This window comes from Streptococcus sp. KHUD_010 (genome assembly GCF_040207525.1).
In the GTDB taxonomy this organism is placed as follows: Bacteria; Bacillota; Bacilli; order Lactobacillales; family Streptococcaceae; genus Streptococcus; species Streptococcus hominis.
On the sequence record NZ_CP157941.1, the window covers coordinates 106,148 to 120,974 of the forward strand.

Annotated in this window: 16 protein-coding genes and 1 pseudogene; 16 read left to right on the forward strand and 1 reads right to left on the reverse strand. The window is 38.6% G+C overall.

Annotated elements, in window-relative coordinates:
* Positions 1–11: 11 nt before the first annotated feature.
* From ABKA15_RS00525 to ABKA15_RS00600, 16 genes are all read left to right on the forward strand, one after another.
* Positions 12–581, forward strand: a complete 570-nt coding sequence (locus tag ABKA15_RS00525; RefSeq protein WP_049514657.1) for an SP0191 family lipoprotein — start codon at positions 12–14, stop codon at positions 579–581.
* A gap of 104 nt (positions 582–685) precedes the next feature.
* On the forward strand, positions 686–1,243 hold the full coding sequence (locus ABKA15_RS00530) for an SP0191 family lipoprotein (RefSeq protein WP_049514659.1): 558 nt from the start codon (positions 686–688) through the stop codon (positions 1,241–1,243).
* A gap of 122 nt (positions 1,244–1,365) precedes the next feature.
* The gene (locus ABKA15_RS00535; protein WP_009569646.1) at positions 1,366–1,632 is read left to right on the forward strand and encodes an IreB family regulatory phosphoprotein; all 267 of its coding nucleotides are present in this window, start codon (positions 1,366–1,368) and stop codon (positions 1,630–1,632) included.
* Positions 1,632–2,051, forward strand: a complete 420-nt coding sequence (gene ruvX, locus ABKA15_RS00540) for a Holliday junction resolvase RuvX (protein ID WP_049514661.1) — start codon at positions 1,632–1,634, stop codon at positions 2,049–2,051. Before ABKA15_RS00535 ends, ruvX begins: the two co-directional genes overlap by 1 nt.
* 17 nt (positions 2,052–2,068) lie before the next feature.
* Entirely contained in the window at positions 2,069–2,380 is a 312-nt protein-coding gene (locus tag ABKA15_RS00545) for a DUF1292 domain-containing protein (RefSeq protein ID WP_003027765.1), read from the forward strand.
* Between the two features lie 200 nt (positions 2,381–2,580).
* On the forward strand, positions 2,581–3,822 hold the full coding sequence (locus tag ABKA15_RS00550; RefSeq protein ID WP_049514662.1) for a folylpolyglutamate synthase/dihydrofolate synthase family protein: 1,242 nt from the start codon (positions 2,581–2,583) through the stop codon (positions 3,820–3,822).
* 48 nt (positions 3,823–3,870) lie between these two features.
* Entirely contained in the window at positions 3,871–4,308 is a 438-nt protein-coding gene (locus tag ABKA15_RS00555; protein WP_049514664.1) for an SP_0198 family lipoprotein, read from the forward strand.
* A 392-nt stretch (positions 4,309–4,700) separates the two neighbouring features.
* Positions 4,701–6,233, forward strand: coding sequence for a cardiolipin synthase (gene cls, locus ABKA15_RS00560; RefSeq protein WP_049514666.1), 1,533 nt, complete (start codon positions 4,701–4,703; stop codon positions 6,231–6,233).
* Between the two features lie 63 nt (positions 6,234–6,296).
* Positions 6,297–6,431 (forward strand): hypothetical protein, encoded by a 135-nt coding sequence (locus ABKA15_RS00565; protein WP_021002194.1) that lies wholly within the window; start codon positions 6,297–6,299, stop codon positions 6,429–6,431.
* A gap of 54 nt (positions 6,432–6,485) precedes the next feature.
* Positions 6,486–8,027, forward strand: a complete 1,542-nt coding sequence (locus ABKA15_RS00570) for a hypothetical protein (RefSeq protein WP_049514667.1) — start codon at positions 6,486–6,488, stop codon at positions 8,025–8,027.
* 106 nt (positions 8,028–8,133) lie between these two features.
* The gene (nrdD, locus tag ABKA15_RS00575) at positions 8,134–10,344 is read left to right on the forward strand and encodes an anaerobic ribonucleoside-triphosphate reductase (protein WP_049514669.1); all 2,211 of its coding nucleotides are present in this window, start codon (positions 8,134–8,136) and stop codon (positions 10,342–10,344) included.
* Positions 10,345–10,352: 8 nt separating this feature from the next.
* Positions 10,353–10,493 (forward strand): hypothetical protein, encoded by a 141-nt coding sequence (locus ABKA15_RS00580; RefSeq protein WP_003031250.1) that lies wholly within the window; start codon positions 10,353–10,355, stop codon positions 10,491–10,493.
* Between the two features lie 59 nt (positions 10,494–10,552).
* The gene (locus ABKA15_RS00585) at positions 10,553–11,050 is read left to right on the forward strand and encodes a GNAT family N-acetyltransferase (protein WP_049514671.1); all 498 of its coding nucleotides are present in this window, start codon (positions 10,553–10,555) and stop codon (positions 11,048–11,050) included.
* A gap of 9 nt (positions 11,051–11,059) precedes the next feature.
* On the forward strand, positions 11,060–11,563 hold the full coding sequence (locus ABKA15_RS00590; RefSeq protein WP_049514672.1) for a GNAT family N-acetyltransferase: 504 nt from the start codon (positions 11,060–11,062) through the stop codon (positions 11,561–11,563).
* A gap of 4 nt (positions 11,564–11,567) precedes the next feature.
* Positions 11,568–12,173: an anaerobic ribonucleoside-triphosphate reductase activating protein gene (gene nrdG / locus ABKA15_RS00595; protein WP_049514674.1), complete on the forward strand. Its 606-nt coding sequence runs from the start codon at positions 11,568–11,570 to the stop codon at positions 12,171–12,173.
* Between the two features lie 375 nt (positions 12,174–12,548).
* Positions 12,549–13,568, forward strand: a complete 1,020-nt coding sequence (locus ABKA15_RS00600) for an IS30 family transposase (protein WP_192208559.1) — start codon at positions 12,549–12,551, stop codon at positions 13,566–13,568.
* Between the two features lie 99 nt (positions 13,569–13,667).
* Here ABKA15_RS00600 and ABKA15_RS00605 read toward each other — a convergent pair.
* Positions 13,668–14,779, reverse strand: a pseudogene (locus ABKA15_RS00605) (IS256 family transposase).
* Positions 14,780–14,827 lie beyond the last annotated feature (48 nt).

Below are 14,827 nucleotides of genomic sequence, written 5' to 3' on the forward strand. Positions count from 1 at the left end.
GGAGTTAATCCATGAAAAGAAGCCTGATTCTATTAACCATTGTTCTTACAGTCTTAGCAGGATGTGGTCAAAAGAAAGAAACAAAATCAAAAACAAGCAAGCAATCAATTAATAGTACGTTGCCAGTTATTGCAAACGCTGAAAAAGAAACAGTTGTGACAAAAACCTTATCATTCCCTAAAACAGCTGAAGGGGTTCAACAAACACAAACAATTACTTACAAAGGTGATCAATTTTTAAGTTTAACGATTGAGCAAATCATGCCGATGAAAGAAGAAATGAAAAAAGTAGTTGCGGAAGTTGGAGTTGCTGAGGCACAAAATATACTGGAAAAATCTTTGGATGAGGATAGCGAATTTGTGAAAGCAAAGGATTTAGAAGGATTTTCGACTTCTTTGAAGATTATAAACGAACAAGAATTGAGGCGAGTCCAGACCTTTGATTTTCAAGTTTTGGATATTAATAGAGCCGCAAATACTGAGTATTTAAAGAATATGAAATTAAAAGAATTTTTAAAAATGAAACCAAAAGAATATATTGAAGATCAGATTGCCAGTGGTGCAACGGAAGTCAATCAATAACTTGTTAAACACGAATTGATTTTTTAGACGGTTCTTTTTGACAACGCTTACAAAAGAGGGTATACTATTCTTATAAAGCTCTAAAATACAAGGAGGATATTTTTATGAGAAAATCGGTTGTTTTGTTAGGAACAAGTTTGTTGCTGCTCACAGCTTGTGGTCAAAAATCCGGTCAGAATCAGTCAGGGGACAGTAAGACTGGTTCGAGTGTTGTGAAAAAGGATTCTGTTGTGACCAGGTCTTTTCAACAAAAACAGACTGTCCAAGGGATTGAACAAACACTTACGCAAACTATTTCTTATGAAGGAAAAACCTTTAAGAAGTTTGTGATAAATCTTGAACAAATACTTCCTGAAAATATGAAGAGTGCATTAGCGGGTCAAGATTTAGAAAGCACTAAGCCGTACTTGATTTCTGCTTTTGAAAAGGCTGCAGGATTGGATAAATTTAAGTCTTTGGGCGGTGTTGATGTTAAAACAGACATTACAAAAGACTATATTATTAAAGTTACAATCAATATTGATATGAGCAAAATCAACCTTGATGAAGCATCAAAACTGGATACATATGGCTCTATGTTTTCAACTATCAAAAATTTAACACCCAAACAATATATTGAATCTGTCAAAGCAGCTGGTGCTAAAGAAGTTGCAAATCCATGATTTTATAGGTGTATATGAAACAAAAAAAGCTGAATTTATTCAGCTTTTTTCAACCCCTTTCATTTGTGAAAACTCTTGAAATGTGCTATAATATAGATATTCTGGTGAAAGAAGGTGTAATTGTGGGATTTACAGATGAGACAGTACGTTTTAATCTTGATGATTCAAACAAAAAAGAGATTAGTGAAACATTGAAAGATGTCTATGTGTCGCTGAATGAAAAGGGCTATAACCCAATCAACCAAATCGTAGGATACGTGCTTAGTGGTGATCCTGCGTATGTACCTCGCTATAATAATGCACGAAATCAAATTCGTAAATATGAACGTGATGAGATTGTAGAAGAATTAGTTCGTTATTATTTGAAAGGGCAAGGCATTGATCTCTAATGAGAATTATGGGGTTAGATGTTGGTTCAAAAACGGTTGGTGTCGCGGTTAGTGATCCACTTGGTTTTACAGCTCAAGGACTTGAAATTATTCCTATTGATGAAGAAAAAGGGGAATTTGGTTTTGAGCGTTTGACTGAACTTGTCCAAGAATATAAGGTGGACAAGTTTGTTGTAGGTCTTCCTAAGAATATGAACAATACAAGCGGACCACGTGTAGAAGCAAGTCAGGCTTATGGGACTAAGATTGAGCAGTTATTTCATTTGCCAGTTGAATACCAAGATGAGCGCCTAACAACAGTAGCTGCGGAGAGAATGTTGATTGAGCAGGCAGATGTGAGCAGAAAGAAGCGGAAAAAAGTGATTGATAAGCTCGCAGCGCAGCTCATTTTACAAAATTATTTAGATCGAAATTTTTAATAAATAAAGGAGAAAACATGGCACACGATCATAACCATGACCATGAACACGAAGAACGTGAATTGATTACGCTAGTAGACGAGCAAGGGAATGAAACTTTGTTTGAAATTCTCTTGACTATTGACGGGAAAGAAGAATTTGGTAAAAACTATGTTCTCTTGATTCCAGCTAGCGCAGAAGAAGATGAAAATGGCGAGGTAGAAATTCAAGCCTACTCGTTTACTGAAAATGAGGACGGAACAGAAGGCGATTTGCAACCAATCCCAGAAGATTCAGATGCTGAATGGGACATGATTGAAGAAGTTTTCAACAGCTTTATGGAAGAATAAAAATTGTGTACACTAGCTTTTTATATTACAGACGATGAAGAGATTAAAAGGCTGTGTGAATCGTTATTTTATGGTATACGAATGAGTGGTTGGTTTAATTTCTATGTGGAGTAAGAGTGCTAACTATTCAAATGAGTTGTGGGGTGTGACATGAACCAAAATCTGGTTCTGTTTCACTCCCTTTTTGCTGGGAGAAGAATATGAATGAAATTGAAATGTGGTTGGAAAGTCGCATTGGACTAAACTTTCGCTCTGGTTTAGATCGAATGAGTCAGGCGGTAAGTCTTTTGAATCATCCTGAAGAAAATTATCCCATTATTCATGTGACAGGAACGAACGGGAAAGGCTCAACGATTGCGTTTATGAGTCAGCTATTCGTGCAGCATGAAAAGAAAGTAGGGACCTTTACGTCGCCTCACATGGTAAGTGTTCATGACCGGATTTGTATTAACCATGAACCCATTTCCGATGAAGACTTCACTCGACTGGGACGCCAAGTTCGGGAAATGGAAAGACAGCTTCGACAAACACATGACCCACTTTCTTATTTTGAAATTTTAACCCTTATGGCTTTATTGTATTTCAAAGAAGAGCAAGTAGATGTGGCTTTAATTGAAGTGGGCATTGGTGGGCTTTTAGACACGACAAATGTAGTGGCAGGAGATATTGCGGTGGTGACGTCTGTGGGTTTGGATCATCAAGAAACCTTAGGAGACTCCATAGCCGCCATTGCGGAGCAGAAAGCAGGGATTTTTAAGGAGAAAAAAGTGGCTGTCATCGGACCACTGGCTGAAGAAGCGAGAAGGATCTGTGAACTGCGTGCGAAAAAGCTAGATGTTGTTTTGTACGAATATGGCAGAGATTTTTCATTTTCAAAAGGACAATTTTTCAGCCCAGATGTGAATATTCCTCATCTAAAGTTGAGCCTAGCAGGTACTTATCAGGAAGAAAATGCCGCTGTTGCTTTGCAAAGTTTTCTTTTGTTTATGGGGCAACACAGCTGGCAAGTGCAAATAGAGCTAGTACGAAAAGCTCTGCAAGAGACACATTGGGCAGGGCGGCTGGAATATTTTGAGCGAGGAATTTATCTGGACGGGGCTCACAATTTACCAGCTTTGTCCCGTTTGGTGGAGTTTATTCGCCAGCAAGAACAAAAAGAAATTTTTCTCTTATTCGGTGCTTTGAAACGCAAAAATTATCAGGGGATGCTGTCTTATCTAAAACAAGAATTGCCTCATGTGCAGTTATTCGTAACGACATTTGAGGATGACGGTGCAATAGATAAGCGGAATCTGACAACTGAAACCTATGTTTCCTCTTATCGGGAGTTTATTGAACAATTCATTAAAAATTCTACTGATAATCAGCTTCTTTTTGTGACAGGTTCTCTTTATTTCATTGCGGAAGTTCGTGCTTTTCTTTTGGAGAAAGAAATTGACTGATTAGAATGGTGGATGGTATAATAGAAATGTAAGTAAAGGAGGATAAAAATGATACAATTAAAGAAATTCAGCTACATCGCATTTTTTCTGATAGGACTTATCATTTTGGCATCATGCGCCAAGTCTAACCAAACTTCACCGTCTTCTCAATCTGTCTCAAGTAGCCAATCAACTACAGTCTCAAGTGAGAGTAGTGCTTCGTCAACTATTGCAGAAAATTCGTCAGAAAAATTAGACGGTACTTATAAAGGTATGGACGAAGAAGATGAGATTACTTTGGTTATCAAAGGAAATAGTGGTATGTGGACAGAAAAAGAGCCAAACGGTAAAGAGAAAGTAAAACAGGTGAGCATTGACCCGACAAATCAGCGAATGACGATTGGTGATGACATTGAGCGTTATATGATTGATGGCAAACGGTTAACGATTGAGGATATTGAGCAAGAAAATGGTGAGAATGATACGTTCGTTTTAACGAAGCAATAACCTGTCTAATGTTGGTACAAAATTTCTTGATAAAAATTTGATATGAGTTTGCGAGAACAAGGACGCGTTAGATTTAAGTTTATTGATTCATACAAGTCGATAGGAGAAGCTACGTTTGTTTTAGCGAATTATTCACAAAGGGGCTTGCTTCATGAACTTTATCTGTTGCCTCTAACTGCTTTCTAAATTGGTAGTGGACGACAATCAGTATTCTAGTTAAAATGTAGAATAGGGAGTAGGAGAGAAAGTTGATGGTTACGAATCACAACTTTTCTTTTACTCTTTTTTGCTCTAATGAAAAAATACTTTGAATATCGAAGAATGAGTGATTCTGGCTTGATTTATTAGGAAATCCCCGTTATACTAGTACTAAGTAAAAACAGGGAGAGAAAATGAATCTTAGGAAATTTCAACTATTGATGTCAAAATATGGTTTTAGTATTATTATCATGATACTAGAACTTGCATTTATTTTTTGGTTTTTCTTTTGGCTTGGTCGCTGGACACCTACTTTATGGATTGTCTTTGTGATTTTATTCAGTCTGGCAACGATTTTAGCGATTGTCAATCGTTCAATGACACCGGAAAGTAAAGTAACTTGGCTCTTGGTAGCGTTTGTTCCAGTCATTGGTCCCTTGCTTTATTTGATGTTTGGTGAGCGCCGATTGTCCAGAAGTGAGCTGAAACAGTTGAAAAATATGGATCAAATGAAATTTCGTGAGGACAATAGCTATGAGTTGCGGTTAGACTTGAAAAAGACAGATAAATCAGCTTACGGGATTATCAAGTCGCTTCTCAGCATGGATCATAATGCGGATGTTTACGACGGAACGGAATCGCAATTTTTCCCTTTGGGAGAAGAGATGTTCCAGAAAATGCTGGAAGATTTACGCAATGCAGAAAAATTTATCTTTTTAGAATATTACATTGTAGAAGAAGGCCTCATGTGGAATAGTATTTTAGATATTCTACGTGAAAAGGCAGCCCAAGGTGTGGAAGTGAAAATGCTCTATGATGACATTGGCTGTATGGCAACTCTTCCGGGAGATTATACCAGCCGATTGCAGGCTATGGGGATTGACGCTCATAAGTTTAACAAAGTGATTCCGCGGATGACGGTGGCTTATAATAATCGAGATCATCGGAAAATCCTCGTCGTTGACGGGCAGATTGGCTATACTGGTGGCATTAATCTGGCAGATGAATACATCAATCACATCAAGCGATTTGGTCACTGGAAAGACGGCGGGATTCGTTTGAATGGGCGCGCTGTAAAAGCCTTGACACGGCTGTTTCTGATGAACTGGTATATCAACCGTGGGAAAATCAGTGATTTCGATCGCTATCATTTGGATAACAAAGCTGTAGATGCGCCAGGGCTCTATATTCCGTATGGAAGCGGACCGAAGCCCATGTACAAAGCTCAAGTGGGTAAAAATGTCTATCAAAATATAATCAGCCAGGCGACAGATTATGTGTATATTGCCACGCCGTATTTAATCATTGATTATGATTTGACGGAAGACATCAAAAATGCTGCTATGCGGGGGGTAGATGTCCGAATTGTGACACCTTATATTCCGGATAAAAAAATTATTCAGCTCATTACGCGAGGAGCTTATCCGGATTTAATGACGGCTGGGGTTCGGATTTATGAGTATACACCGGGCTTTATTCACAGTAAGCATGTAGTAGCTGATGATGATTTTGGTGTTGTCGGAACAATCAATTTTGATTACCGCAGCTTAGTTCATCACTATGAAAATGCTGTTTTGATGTATAAAACGCCTTCTATGTTTGACTTGAAGCGAGATTTTGAGGAATTGTTTGAAACCTCACAAGAAATACATGAAGATACCATTAAAAATACCTGGTATCAACGCTTGATTAAAGAAATTGTCGAATTATTTGCACCGATGCTATAAAATTCTTCTTGCAATAAGAGGAATTTTTTCTTTTTTACGAATAATCTAGTAAAAGGAGGCAGAATGGTCATCGATTTAACAAGTGAAGAAAAGGAATTTTTGAAAGAGTATGCGGCTGTAAGTTATCATCGTTTTCGAGAATTGGAATACTACACTTTACTTTTGCAAAAGATGCAGAACTTGTCAGAATCAAGCTGACAGATAGGGAAGATTTTGATATACTAGATAAGACTGATATCAAGGAGAATCTTTATGTACGATACAATGCCTGAACAAGAGATGAAAGAGACAGTAGCAGAGACGCTTCACGAAGAGAGCAAAAAGCAATCGATTTTTATAGAGCCTACTTCAACACCTTTTGTTATTTTATTTTTATGGAGTTTATTAGTTAGTATTCTGAGTGTTGCAAATCCATTGCTAACTAATCTTGCCACAAATCTGCAATCTCAAAATTTATATGCAGGTTGGGCAATGACACAAGGGCAGATTATTTATCGGAATATCTATGGGACGAGTGGTTTGCTATACTACCTAATGAATTGGGTAGGTAGCCTTTTTATGGGGAGTATGCTATTTGTAGGCTTGCAGTTCCTCGCTTTATTTTTTGCGGGGATTTATCTGTTTAAAATCGTATATCAATTAACGGCTGTAAAAAATACTTCTGTCAAAATACTTTCTTTATTTTATTGTTTGACGCTCGCTTTAGGCTGGGGTGGCTTATACTCTAGTATATTTGCTTTCCCATTTGTATTTGGGGCGTTATACTTTCTAATGCGCTATGTGGCAGGAGAAGCTAGTGACAGAGGCTTTATTGGTTTTGGTGCTCTTGGTGCGCTGATGTTTATGACGGACCCAATGACAAGTCTTGTGTTTTATCTGGTGGCTTTCCTTGCTTTATTAGTCTATAATATTGGGGCAAAGAAAAAAGCACACGGTCTTTATCAATTTTTGGCTACGCTTGTAGGCTTTTCGCTTGTTTTTTATCCTTTGGGATATTATACAGTTTTAAATGGTAGTTTTGGTCTCGCCATTAGTCAGATTCTTTATCCGTTGGAAAGTCTGCATTTTTCAGGGCAGCACTTGTTGTATAATGGTTTACTTTATGGCGGGCTCATTATTGGGCTTGGCGTAGTTGTGACTTGGGTGAGAAGTTTTTCATTGCCAACGAATTCTTTGGAGCGCTTTCTGCAGCTATTTAGTTTTTTAGCCTCTCTCTTTCTTGTTGTGTTTGTTTTCTTTTTGCCAGATCGGGGAGCTTATCAACTGTTGCCGATTTTGCCATTTTTTATGGTTCTAGTCAGTATGTGGCTTGGGAAACAGTCGTTCAATAGAGGTGGAAGGCACAGTAGAGTTCAAAAATCTTCGTCTGCTTTCGGAACTTATATCACAAAGAATGCTTTTCTACCGCTTCTAGCAATGATTTATTTAATTGGTTTTCCGTTTGTCAATCAGTATGTTTTATCGACAGGTGAAACAAGTGAGCGTATTTCTGCGGCAAATTATATCAAGAGCAAATCAAAGAATACTGATAAAATCTATGCTTGGGACACAACGGCAGCTCTTTACCGAGCGAGTGGGCGCTTATCTTCGGTACCGATTTTATCTCCTAGCTTGTACCAAGGGACAGGTGAAAATCAAATGTCCTTAGTGAGTAGCCTAAAAGAAACGAAACCAACTTTTATTTTGGTCAACAATCAAGTACCTCTTCTGTCGGATATCAAAAAACAATTAAAAGAAAATTATCAACAGACAGACCTAAAACTCAATCATTTCAAGTTCTATAAGCTGAAATAACAAATCAATATCTTGTGTTTAAAATAAAATTTAAAGTTTTTTACCACAAGATATTGATTTTTTTTATTTGAGTGATATAATATGTTTTATACGAATGGAGGAGCTCATGATTGCATTAAAAGAAGAAACAGTACAAGGATTTGCTGATATTTATGTAGAAAAACGTGACGGTCGTCGTGTGGCGTTTGACGCAGACAAGATCTACAAAGCTCTTGTCAAGGCTAGCCAAGAAGTTACGACGATGACTCCGTTGTTAGAAGCAAAACTTGAAGGTATTACCAATAAAATCGTGGCCGAAGTGATTTCACGTTTTCCTGCGGGCGTTAAAATCTATGAAATTCAAAATATCGTGGAGCACGAATTACTGAATGCTAATGAATATGCCATTGCTGAAAGTTATATTACTTATCGCACACAACGTGATTTTGCGCGCTCAAAAGCAACAGATATCAACTTCACAATCGGTAAATTGCTTAACAAAGACCAAGCAGTTGTCAATGAAAACGCCAATAAAGATAGCGATGTTTTCAACACCCAGCGTGATTTGACGGCGGGAATTGTTGGGAAATCGATTGGTTTGCAAATGCTGCCACCACATGTGGCAAATGCACACCAAAAAGGAGACATCCACTATCACGATTTGGATTACAGCCCTTATACTCCGATGACGAACTGTTGTTTGATTGATTTTAAAGGCATGTTGGGAAATGGTTTTAAGATTGGAAATGCAGAGGTAGAAAGTCCGAAGTCAATTCAAACTGCGACTGCGCAAATTTCTCAAATCATTGCAAACGTAGCTTCTAGCCAATATGGTGGTTGCTCTGCTGACCGAATTGATGAAGTTTTGGCGCCTTACGCTGAAAAAAATTATGAAAAACATTTGAAGGATGCGCGTGAATGGGTGCTTCTTGAAAAGCAGGAAGAGTATGCATGGGCAAAGACTAAAAAAGACATTTATGATGCTATGCAATCTTTGGAGTATGAAATCAATACCTTGTTTACCTCAAATGGACAAACGCCGTTTACTTCACTTGGTTTTGGACTTGGAACCAATCGTTTTGAGCGTGAAATTCAAAAAGCTATTCTTCAAATCCGCATCAAAGGTCTTGGCTCTGAGCACCGTACAGCTATCTTCCCTAAATTGATTTTCACGTTGAAGCGTGGATTGAATTTAGAACCTGGTAATCCAAACTACGACATTAAGCAGTTGGCCTTGGAATGCGCTACGAAGCGGATGTATCCAGATGTCTTGTCTTACGACAAAATTGTGGAATTAACAGGTTCTTTCAAAGTTCCAATGGGTTGTCGTTCTTTCTTACAAGGTTGGAAAGATGAAAATGGTCAAGAAGTCAATTCTGGTCGTATGAATCTTGGGGTTGTAACTGTCAACCTTCCAAGAATTGCCCTCGAATCTGAAGGTAATATGGATAAATTTTGGGAAATCTTCAATGAACGGATGAACATCGCTGAAGATGCCCTTGTCTATCGTGTGGAACGTACAAAAGAAGCAACACCAGCCAATGCTCCTATTCTTTATCAATACGGTGCTTTTGGAAAACGTCTTAGCAAATATGATAAGGTGGATCAACTCTTTAAACATCGTAGAGCTACGGTTTCTCTCGGCTATATTGGCCTGTATGAAGTAGCGACTGTCTTTTATGGTGGTGAGTGGGAGCATAATCCAGAAGCCAAGAAATTTACAGTAGACATTGTTCGTGAAATGAAACGCCGTGTAGAAGAATGGTCTGACCAATATGATTACCACTTCTCTGTTTATTCTACACCGTCTGAAAGTCTGACCGACCGTTTCTGTCGTTTGGATACAGAAAAATTTGGTCTTGTGAAAGATATTACAGATAAGGAATACTACACCAATAGTTTCCACTATGATGTCCGTAAAAATCCAACGCCATTTGAAAAGTTAGACTTTGAAAAAGATTACCCAGCAGCGGGTGCGTCGGGAGGCTTTATCCACTATTGTGAATACCCTGTTTTGCAACAGAATCCAAAGGCGCTTGAAGCTGTTTGGGACTATGCTTACGATCGTGTGGGCTATCTGGGAACCAATACTCCGATTGACCATTGTTATAAGTGCGATTTTGAAGGGGATTTCACGCCAACAGAACGTGGATTTACTTGTCCAAACTGTGGCAATAGCGATCCTAAGACAGTTGATGTTGTCAAGCGAACTTGTGGTTATCTTGGAAATCCTCAAGCTCGTCCGATGGTAAATGGACGTCACAAGGAGATTTCAGCTCGTGTTAAACACATGAATGGTTCAACAATCAAGTTCGAAGGACATCATGTAGAAAAGTAGGAACTTTCATGGGAAAATATCAATTAGACGATAAAGGAAAAGCACAAGTGACACGCTATCATGAAAAGCATTCCAAAGGCGGAGTCAATAAAAAAGATCGTGTTGCAAATTTGCGAGAACAATTCTTACAAAAAACAAAGAAAAAATAGGAGAAAGAGTGAGGTTTGCATGAAGCTAGTCTCACTCTCTTTCTATCAAGGTGAGAAAAATGGAATTAAGACGACCAAGATTAGAAGATAAAGAGGCGGTGATAGACCTCATACTAGAATTTGAAAGGTCGAATGCTGCACACGATGGCGGTTTTTGGGACAAGGAAAATTTCGTTTATGAAGATTGGATTGCTGGAAACCAAGATGCGGAAATGGGTCTCAATATTCCTAATACATGGGTGCCGGCTATACAGTTTGTTGCCTTTGATAAAGGACAGGCTGTTGGCTTTCTAAATTTACGCTTGCGTCTGAATGAACATTTACGCGGACATGGCGGTCATATTGGTTATAGCGTTCGTCCAACTATGCAGGGGAAGGGCTATGCGACCGCTATGTTGAAAGAAGGGCTTCTTGTCGCTGCTTCAAAGAATATCCACCGAGTGCTAGTTACTTGTGCGGAGGACAATTCTGCTAGTAGGGCAGTTATTTTAAAAAACGGGGGCATATTAGAAGACATCCGACAGGGCACCGAACGCTATTGGATAGATTTGAATTAGGAGTAATTTATGGAACTACGAAGACCAGAATTGGCAGATAAAGAAGCGATACTTGAAATGATTGCAGAATACAAAGAGCAGGGGCTTCTCATGAATGGCGGTGTAGAAAGCACTTGGGCATGTGCAGAAAATTACGAAGATTGGTTGCAAATCAATCGTGATCAAGAGGCAGGACTGAATTTGAAAGAAGGGCGTGTTCCAGCTATTTTGTTTGCTTCCTTTGCAGATGATCGTGCATTAGGTTTTTTAGGGCTTCGTATGACACTAAATGATTTTTACTTAGAGTTGGGCGGGCATATTGGCTATGGCATTCGGCCTAGTGAGCGGGGGAAAGGGTATGGTAAACAACAATTAGCCTTGGCTTTACTTGAAGCCAAAAAATTAGCGCTCTCTCCCGTTCTGATTACTTGCGATATGGATAATGCTGCTAGTCGAGCAGTGATTTTGGCCAACGGAGGCGTCTTAGAGGATATTAGAGAAGGACGCGAGCGTTATTGGATAGAGTTGGGGTAAAAAAATGACATGGAATACACCGAAGCCAGGTGAGTGGAAAAGCGAAGAGTTAAGCAAGGGTCGCATTATTGACTACAAAGCCTTTAATTTTGTAGATGGTGAAGGGGTGCGTAATTCCCTCTATGTCAGCGGCTGCATGTTTCATTGTGAGGGCTGCTACAATGTAGCGACCTGGTCTTTCAATGCTGGGATTCCTTATACGCAGGAGCTTGAAGAGCAAATCATGAAAGATTTGGCTGAGCCCTATGTTCAAGGTCTGACCTTGCTAGGAGGAGAGCCTTTTCTCAATACAGGTATTCTCATTCCTTTGGTTAAGCGGATTCGTAAGGAATTGCCAGATAAAGATATTTGGTCTTGGACGGGCTACACATGGGAAGAAATGATGTTGGAAACACCAGATAAACTCGAACTTCTTAGTCTCATTGATATTCTGGTAGATGGTCGTTTTGATAAGGCAAAACGAAATCTCATGTTACAATTTCGAGGCTCCTCTAATCAGCGTATTATTGATGTACAAAAGTCTCTTAAAACTGGAGAAGTCATCATTTGGGGTCGATTGAATGATGGCGCAGAAAGTTTTGAGCAGGTTAATCGGGATAAAACAGAATAATGAACAAGTGAGAGGTTGGACTTGATTCCAGTCTCTTTTTTTGAGTTAGTAAAAAATATCAATGGTTACTTGGTGTCTTTGTTCATATTTTATACTTCATAAACATCTAGGCAATTGTGTGAGAGTACGATTGACGATGGTTTCGACCAAAAATAAGAAAGTGAGAAGTACCTCTTTTAATGTTTTTGAGTTATCTCCCACTTTCTTTTGCTTGTATAATGACTAAAACGCTTAGAGAAAGCGCATTTATAGATGAAAGTTTTGAGAATTTGATACTGTCAATAATTTTGCCCTGTTGTAAAATGAAGTGCAACACAGAAGACATGTTCATCTGATATACTAGAGTTGCGAAAAACAGTATAAAGGAAGATGAACATGTCCACAAATTATTCTACCACAAATCAATCCTACAAGCACTTATCTGAAGCTGAGCGAGGAGAAATTGAAGCTTATTTAAGCGTAGGACTCAAACCTGCTGAAATTGCTCGTAGACTGGGGAGAAATCGCTCTACTATTACTCGTGAAATTAATCGTGGTTCCATAACACAATTGAAAAAAGTCAATGGGCAGAAGGTCTACTACCAACACTATTATGCAGATGCTGCCCATAACCGTTATCGGGATGCTAGAGAAACCAGCTATTATCTAAAACTGGATCGTGTATCGAACGATTTTCTGACAAAATTTATAGAAGCGATGAGAGAGAAACCAAGGGTGCATAGCGTGGATACCTTTGTTCATACCTATAGACTCCAACATGTAGATGCAGTTGTTCCTTCAACCAAGACGCTCTATAACTATATCCATCAAGGTTTGTTAGAGATTAAGGTTATTGATTTACCAAGAGCAGTGCGGATTCGTAAGAAATTTAACAAGCGTCCCTCTACCAAGAAACATCTAGGAAAGTCAATTGAAGAAAGGCCAGAGGAGATTAATAATCGTTCCCGTTTTGGAGATTGGGAAATCGATTCTGTTCTGGGTGGAAAGACAATAGGAGAACCTTCTATTTTAACATTGGTAGAACGACAAACACGCTATGCTGTCACAAAGAAACTCGTGGAAAAGAAAGCAGAGTATGTCAATCAAGCAGTCTTAGAGTGTATGAAACTTTATCCCATTAAGTCCATAACTGCAGATAATGGAAACGAATTTTCATCATTGAGTAAGATAGAGGGATTAGATGTTTATTTTGCACATGCCTATTCATCTTATGAACGAGGCACAAATGAGAATTTCAATGGATTATTAAGAGAGTTCATTCCCAAAGGATCCTCACTAAAAAAACTAAATCCGACACTTTTAGAGGACTATACAAAGGCTATCAATGAAAGACCTAGACGAATCCATGGCTATCAGTCCGCAAAAAAGCTGTTTGAGCTAACTCAAACAGCTTGAAAGATACTCACTTAATCAGAGGAACAACTTTGTTGCACTTGACTTGACAATTGAGATGTCAATAATTTTGTGTAAATACTCAAGCAGAGTTACGAAGTGTTAATCAAATAGGCTTTCAAGCGTGTCAGAACATGACCAAATCCTTTATGGATTCGTTGACTTTGCTTGAAATTATAATCTTCAAACAGGGTAACTAAATAACGTTCCAGAGCCTCCTCGTTAGGGAAAAGAACCTTCTTTTTCGTTTGATGTTTGATTTCTTTGTTAAGAGACTCAATGAGGTTTGTCGAATAAATGCTATGCCAAATCTGGTACTTTGGTTTCCATTCAGCGATAACGTTTACTAAAGCTTGTACTGCCATTTCTAAATTTTCGGCATGATAAATTGTCTTAAACTGTTCAAGAATGACTACTCTATCTACTCGTTTGACTTTACTAGCTAAATGTCGACTGATATGAATTAAGCAACGTTATTTCTTGGCTAATGTGTAAGTCTGACTTATAATCTGCTCAAGCCCCTTGAAGCCATCGGTCACTACAAGTGAAACCTGTTGAATCCCTTGATTTTGAAGCTTGTCTAGCAGAGTTGACCAAGAAACATTGTTTTCGTTTGGGGCGATATCATATCCAAGAACAGCCTTCTGTCCTTCAGGTGTAATGCCAAGTGCGATATGAATACATTCTTTACTAACGGTTCCACGTCTTAATGGAAGATAGGTTCCGTCAAGAAATAAGATAGAGTAGTTAGCTTCTAAGCTTCGCTCATGAAAAGCAGCGACATTCTCCTGAGTTGCTTTTGAGATATTAGAAATTGTGGCAGGACTATAGTGATGGCCGTACATGCGCTCTATGATATTACTAATTTCTCGAGTTGTTACACCAGTTTGATAGAGTTTAATCACCATCTCTTCCAAGTGGTCATCTCGACGTCCATAAGCGGGAAGCAAAGCTGGACTAAAATTCCCATTACGATCTCTTGGAATAGTTAACTGAACAGTCCCATATTTGGTTTCAAATTTCCGTGAATACGTTCCATTACGACTATTACCAGAATTATAGCCTACTTTTTCGTAAGGTTCATACCCTAAAAATGCTGATAACTCTGCTTTAAGCAGGTCGTTCATAGCTGTTTCAAGAGAAGAACGGAAAAATTCATCAATATCTCGTTTTTGGGCTAGGAAGTTAAGCAATTCTGTGGTAAACTGTGTCATAGGAATAAATCCGTTATAGTAATGTTTCGCAACTCTACTATAACGGAT

Bases quoted from the DNA above. Each gene is read 5' to 3' on its own strand.
- ABKA15_RS00525 (WP_049514657.1), top strand. From the start codon at position 12: ATGAAAAGAAGCCTGATTCTATTAACCATTGTTCTTACAGTCTTAGCA.
- ABKA15_RS00530 (WP_049514659.1), top strand. From the start codon at position 686: ATGAGAAAATCGGTTGTTTTGTTAGGAACAAGTTTGTTGCTGCTCACA.
- ruvX (WP_049514661.1), top strand. From the start codon at position 1,632: ATGAGAATTATGGGGTTAGATGTTGGTTCAAAAACGGTTGGTGTCGCG.
- ABKA15_RS00545 (WP_003027765.1), top strand. From the start codon at position 2,069: ATGGCACACGATCATAACCATGACCATGAACACGAAGAACGTGAATTG.
- ABKA15_RS00550 (WP_049514662.1), top strand. From the start codon at position 2,581: ATGAATGAAATTGAAATGTGGTTGGAAAGTCGCATTGGACTAAACTTT.
- ABKA15_RS00555 (WP_049514664.1), top strand. From the start codon at position 3,871: ATGATACAATTAAAGAAATTCAGCTACATCGCATTTTTTCTGATAGGA.
- cls (WP_049514666.1), top strand. From the start codon at position 4,701: ATGAATCTTAGGAAATTTCAACTATTGATGTCAAAATATGGTTTTAGT.
- ABKA15_RS00565 (WP_021002194.1), top strand. From the start codon at position 6,297: ATGGTCATCGATTTAACAAGTGAAGAAAAGGAATTTTTGAAAGAGTAT.
- ABKA15_RS00570 (WP_049514667.1), top strand. From the start codon at position 6,486: ATGTACGATACAATGCCTGAACAAGAGATGAAAGAGACAGTAGCAGAG.
- nrdD (WP_049514669.1), top strand. From the start codon at position 8,134: ATGATTGCATTAAAAGAAGAAACAGTACAAGGATTTGCTGATATTTAT.
- ABKA15_RS00580 (WP_003031250.1), top strand. From the start codon at position 10,353: ATGGGAAAATATCAATTAGACGATAAAGGAAAAGCACAAGTGACACGC.
- ABKA15_RS00585 (WP_049514671.1), top strand. From the start codon at position 10,553: ATGGAATTAAGACGACCAAGATTAGAAGATAAAGAGGCGGTGATAGAC.
- ABKA15_RS00590 (WP_049514672.1), top strand. From the start codon at position 11,060: ATGGAACTACGAAGACCAGAATTGGCAGATAAAGAAGCGATACTTGAA.
- nrdG (WP_049514674.1), top strand. From the start codon at position 11,568: ATGACATGGAATACACCGAAGCCAGGTGAGTGGAAAAGCGAAGAGTTA.
- ABKA15_RS00600 (WP_192208559.1), top strand. From the start codon at position 12,549: ATGTCCACAAATTATTCTACCACAAATCAATCCTACAAGCACTTATCT.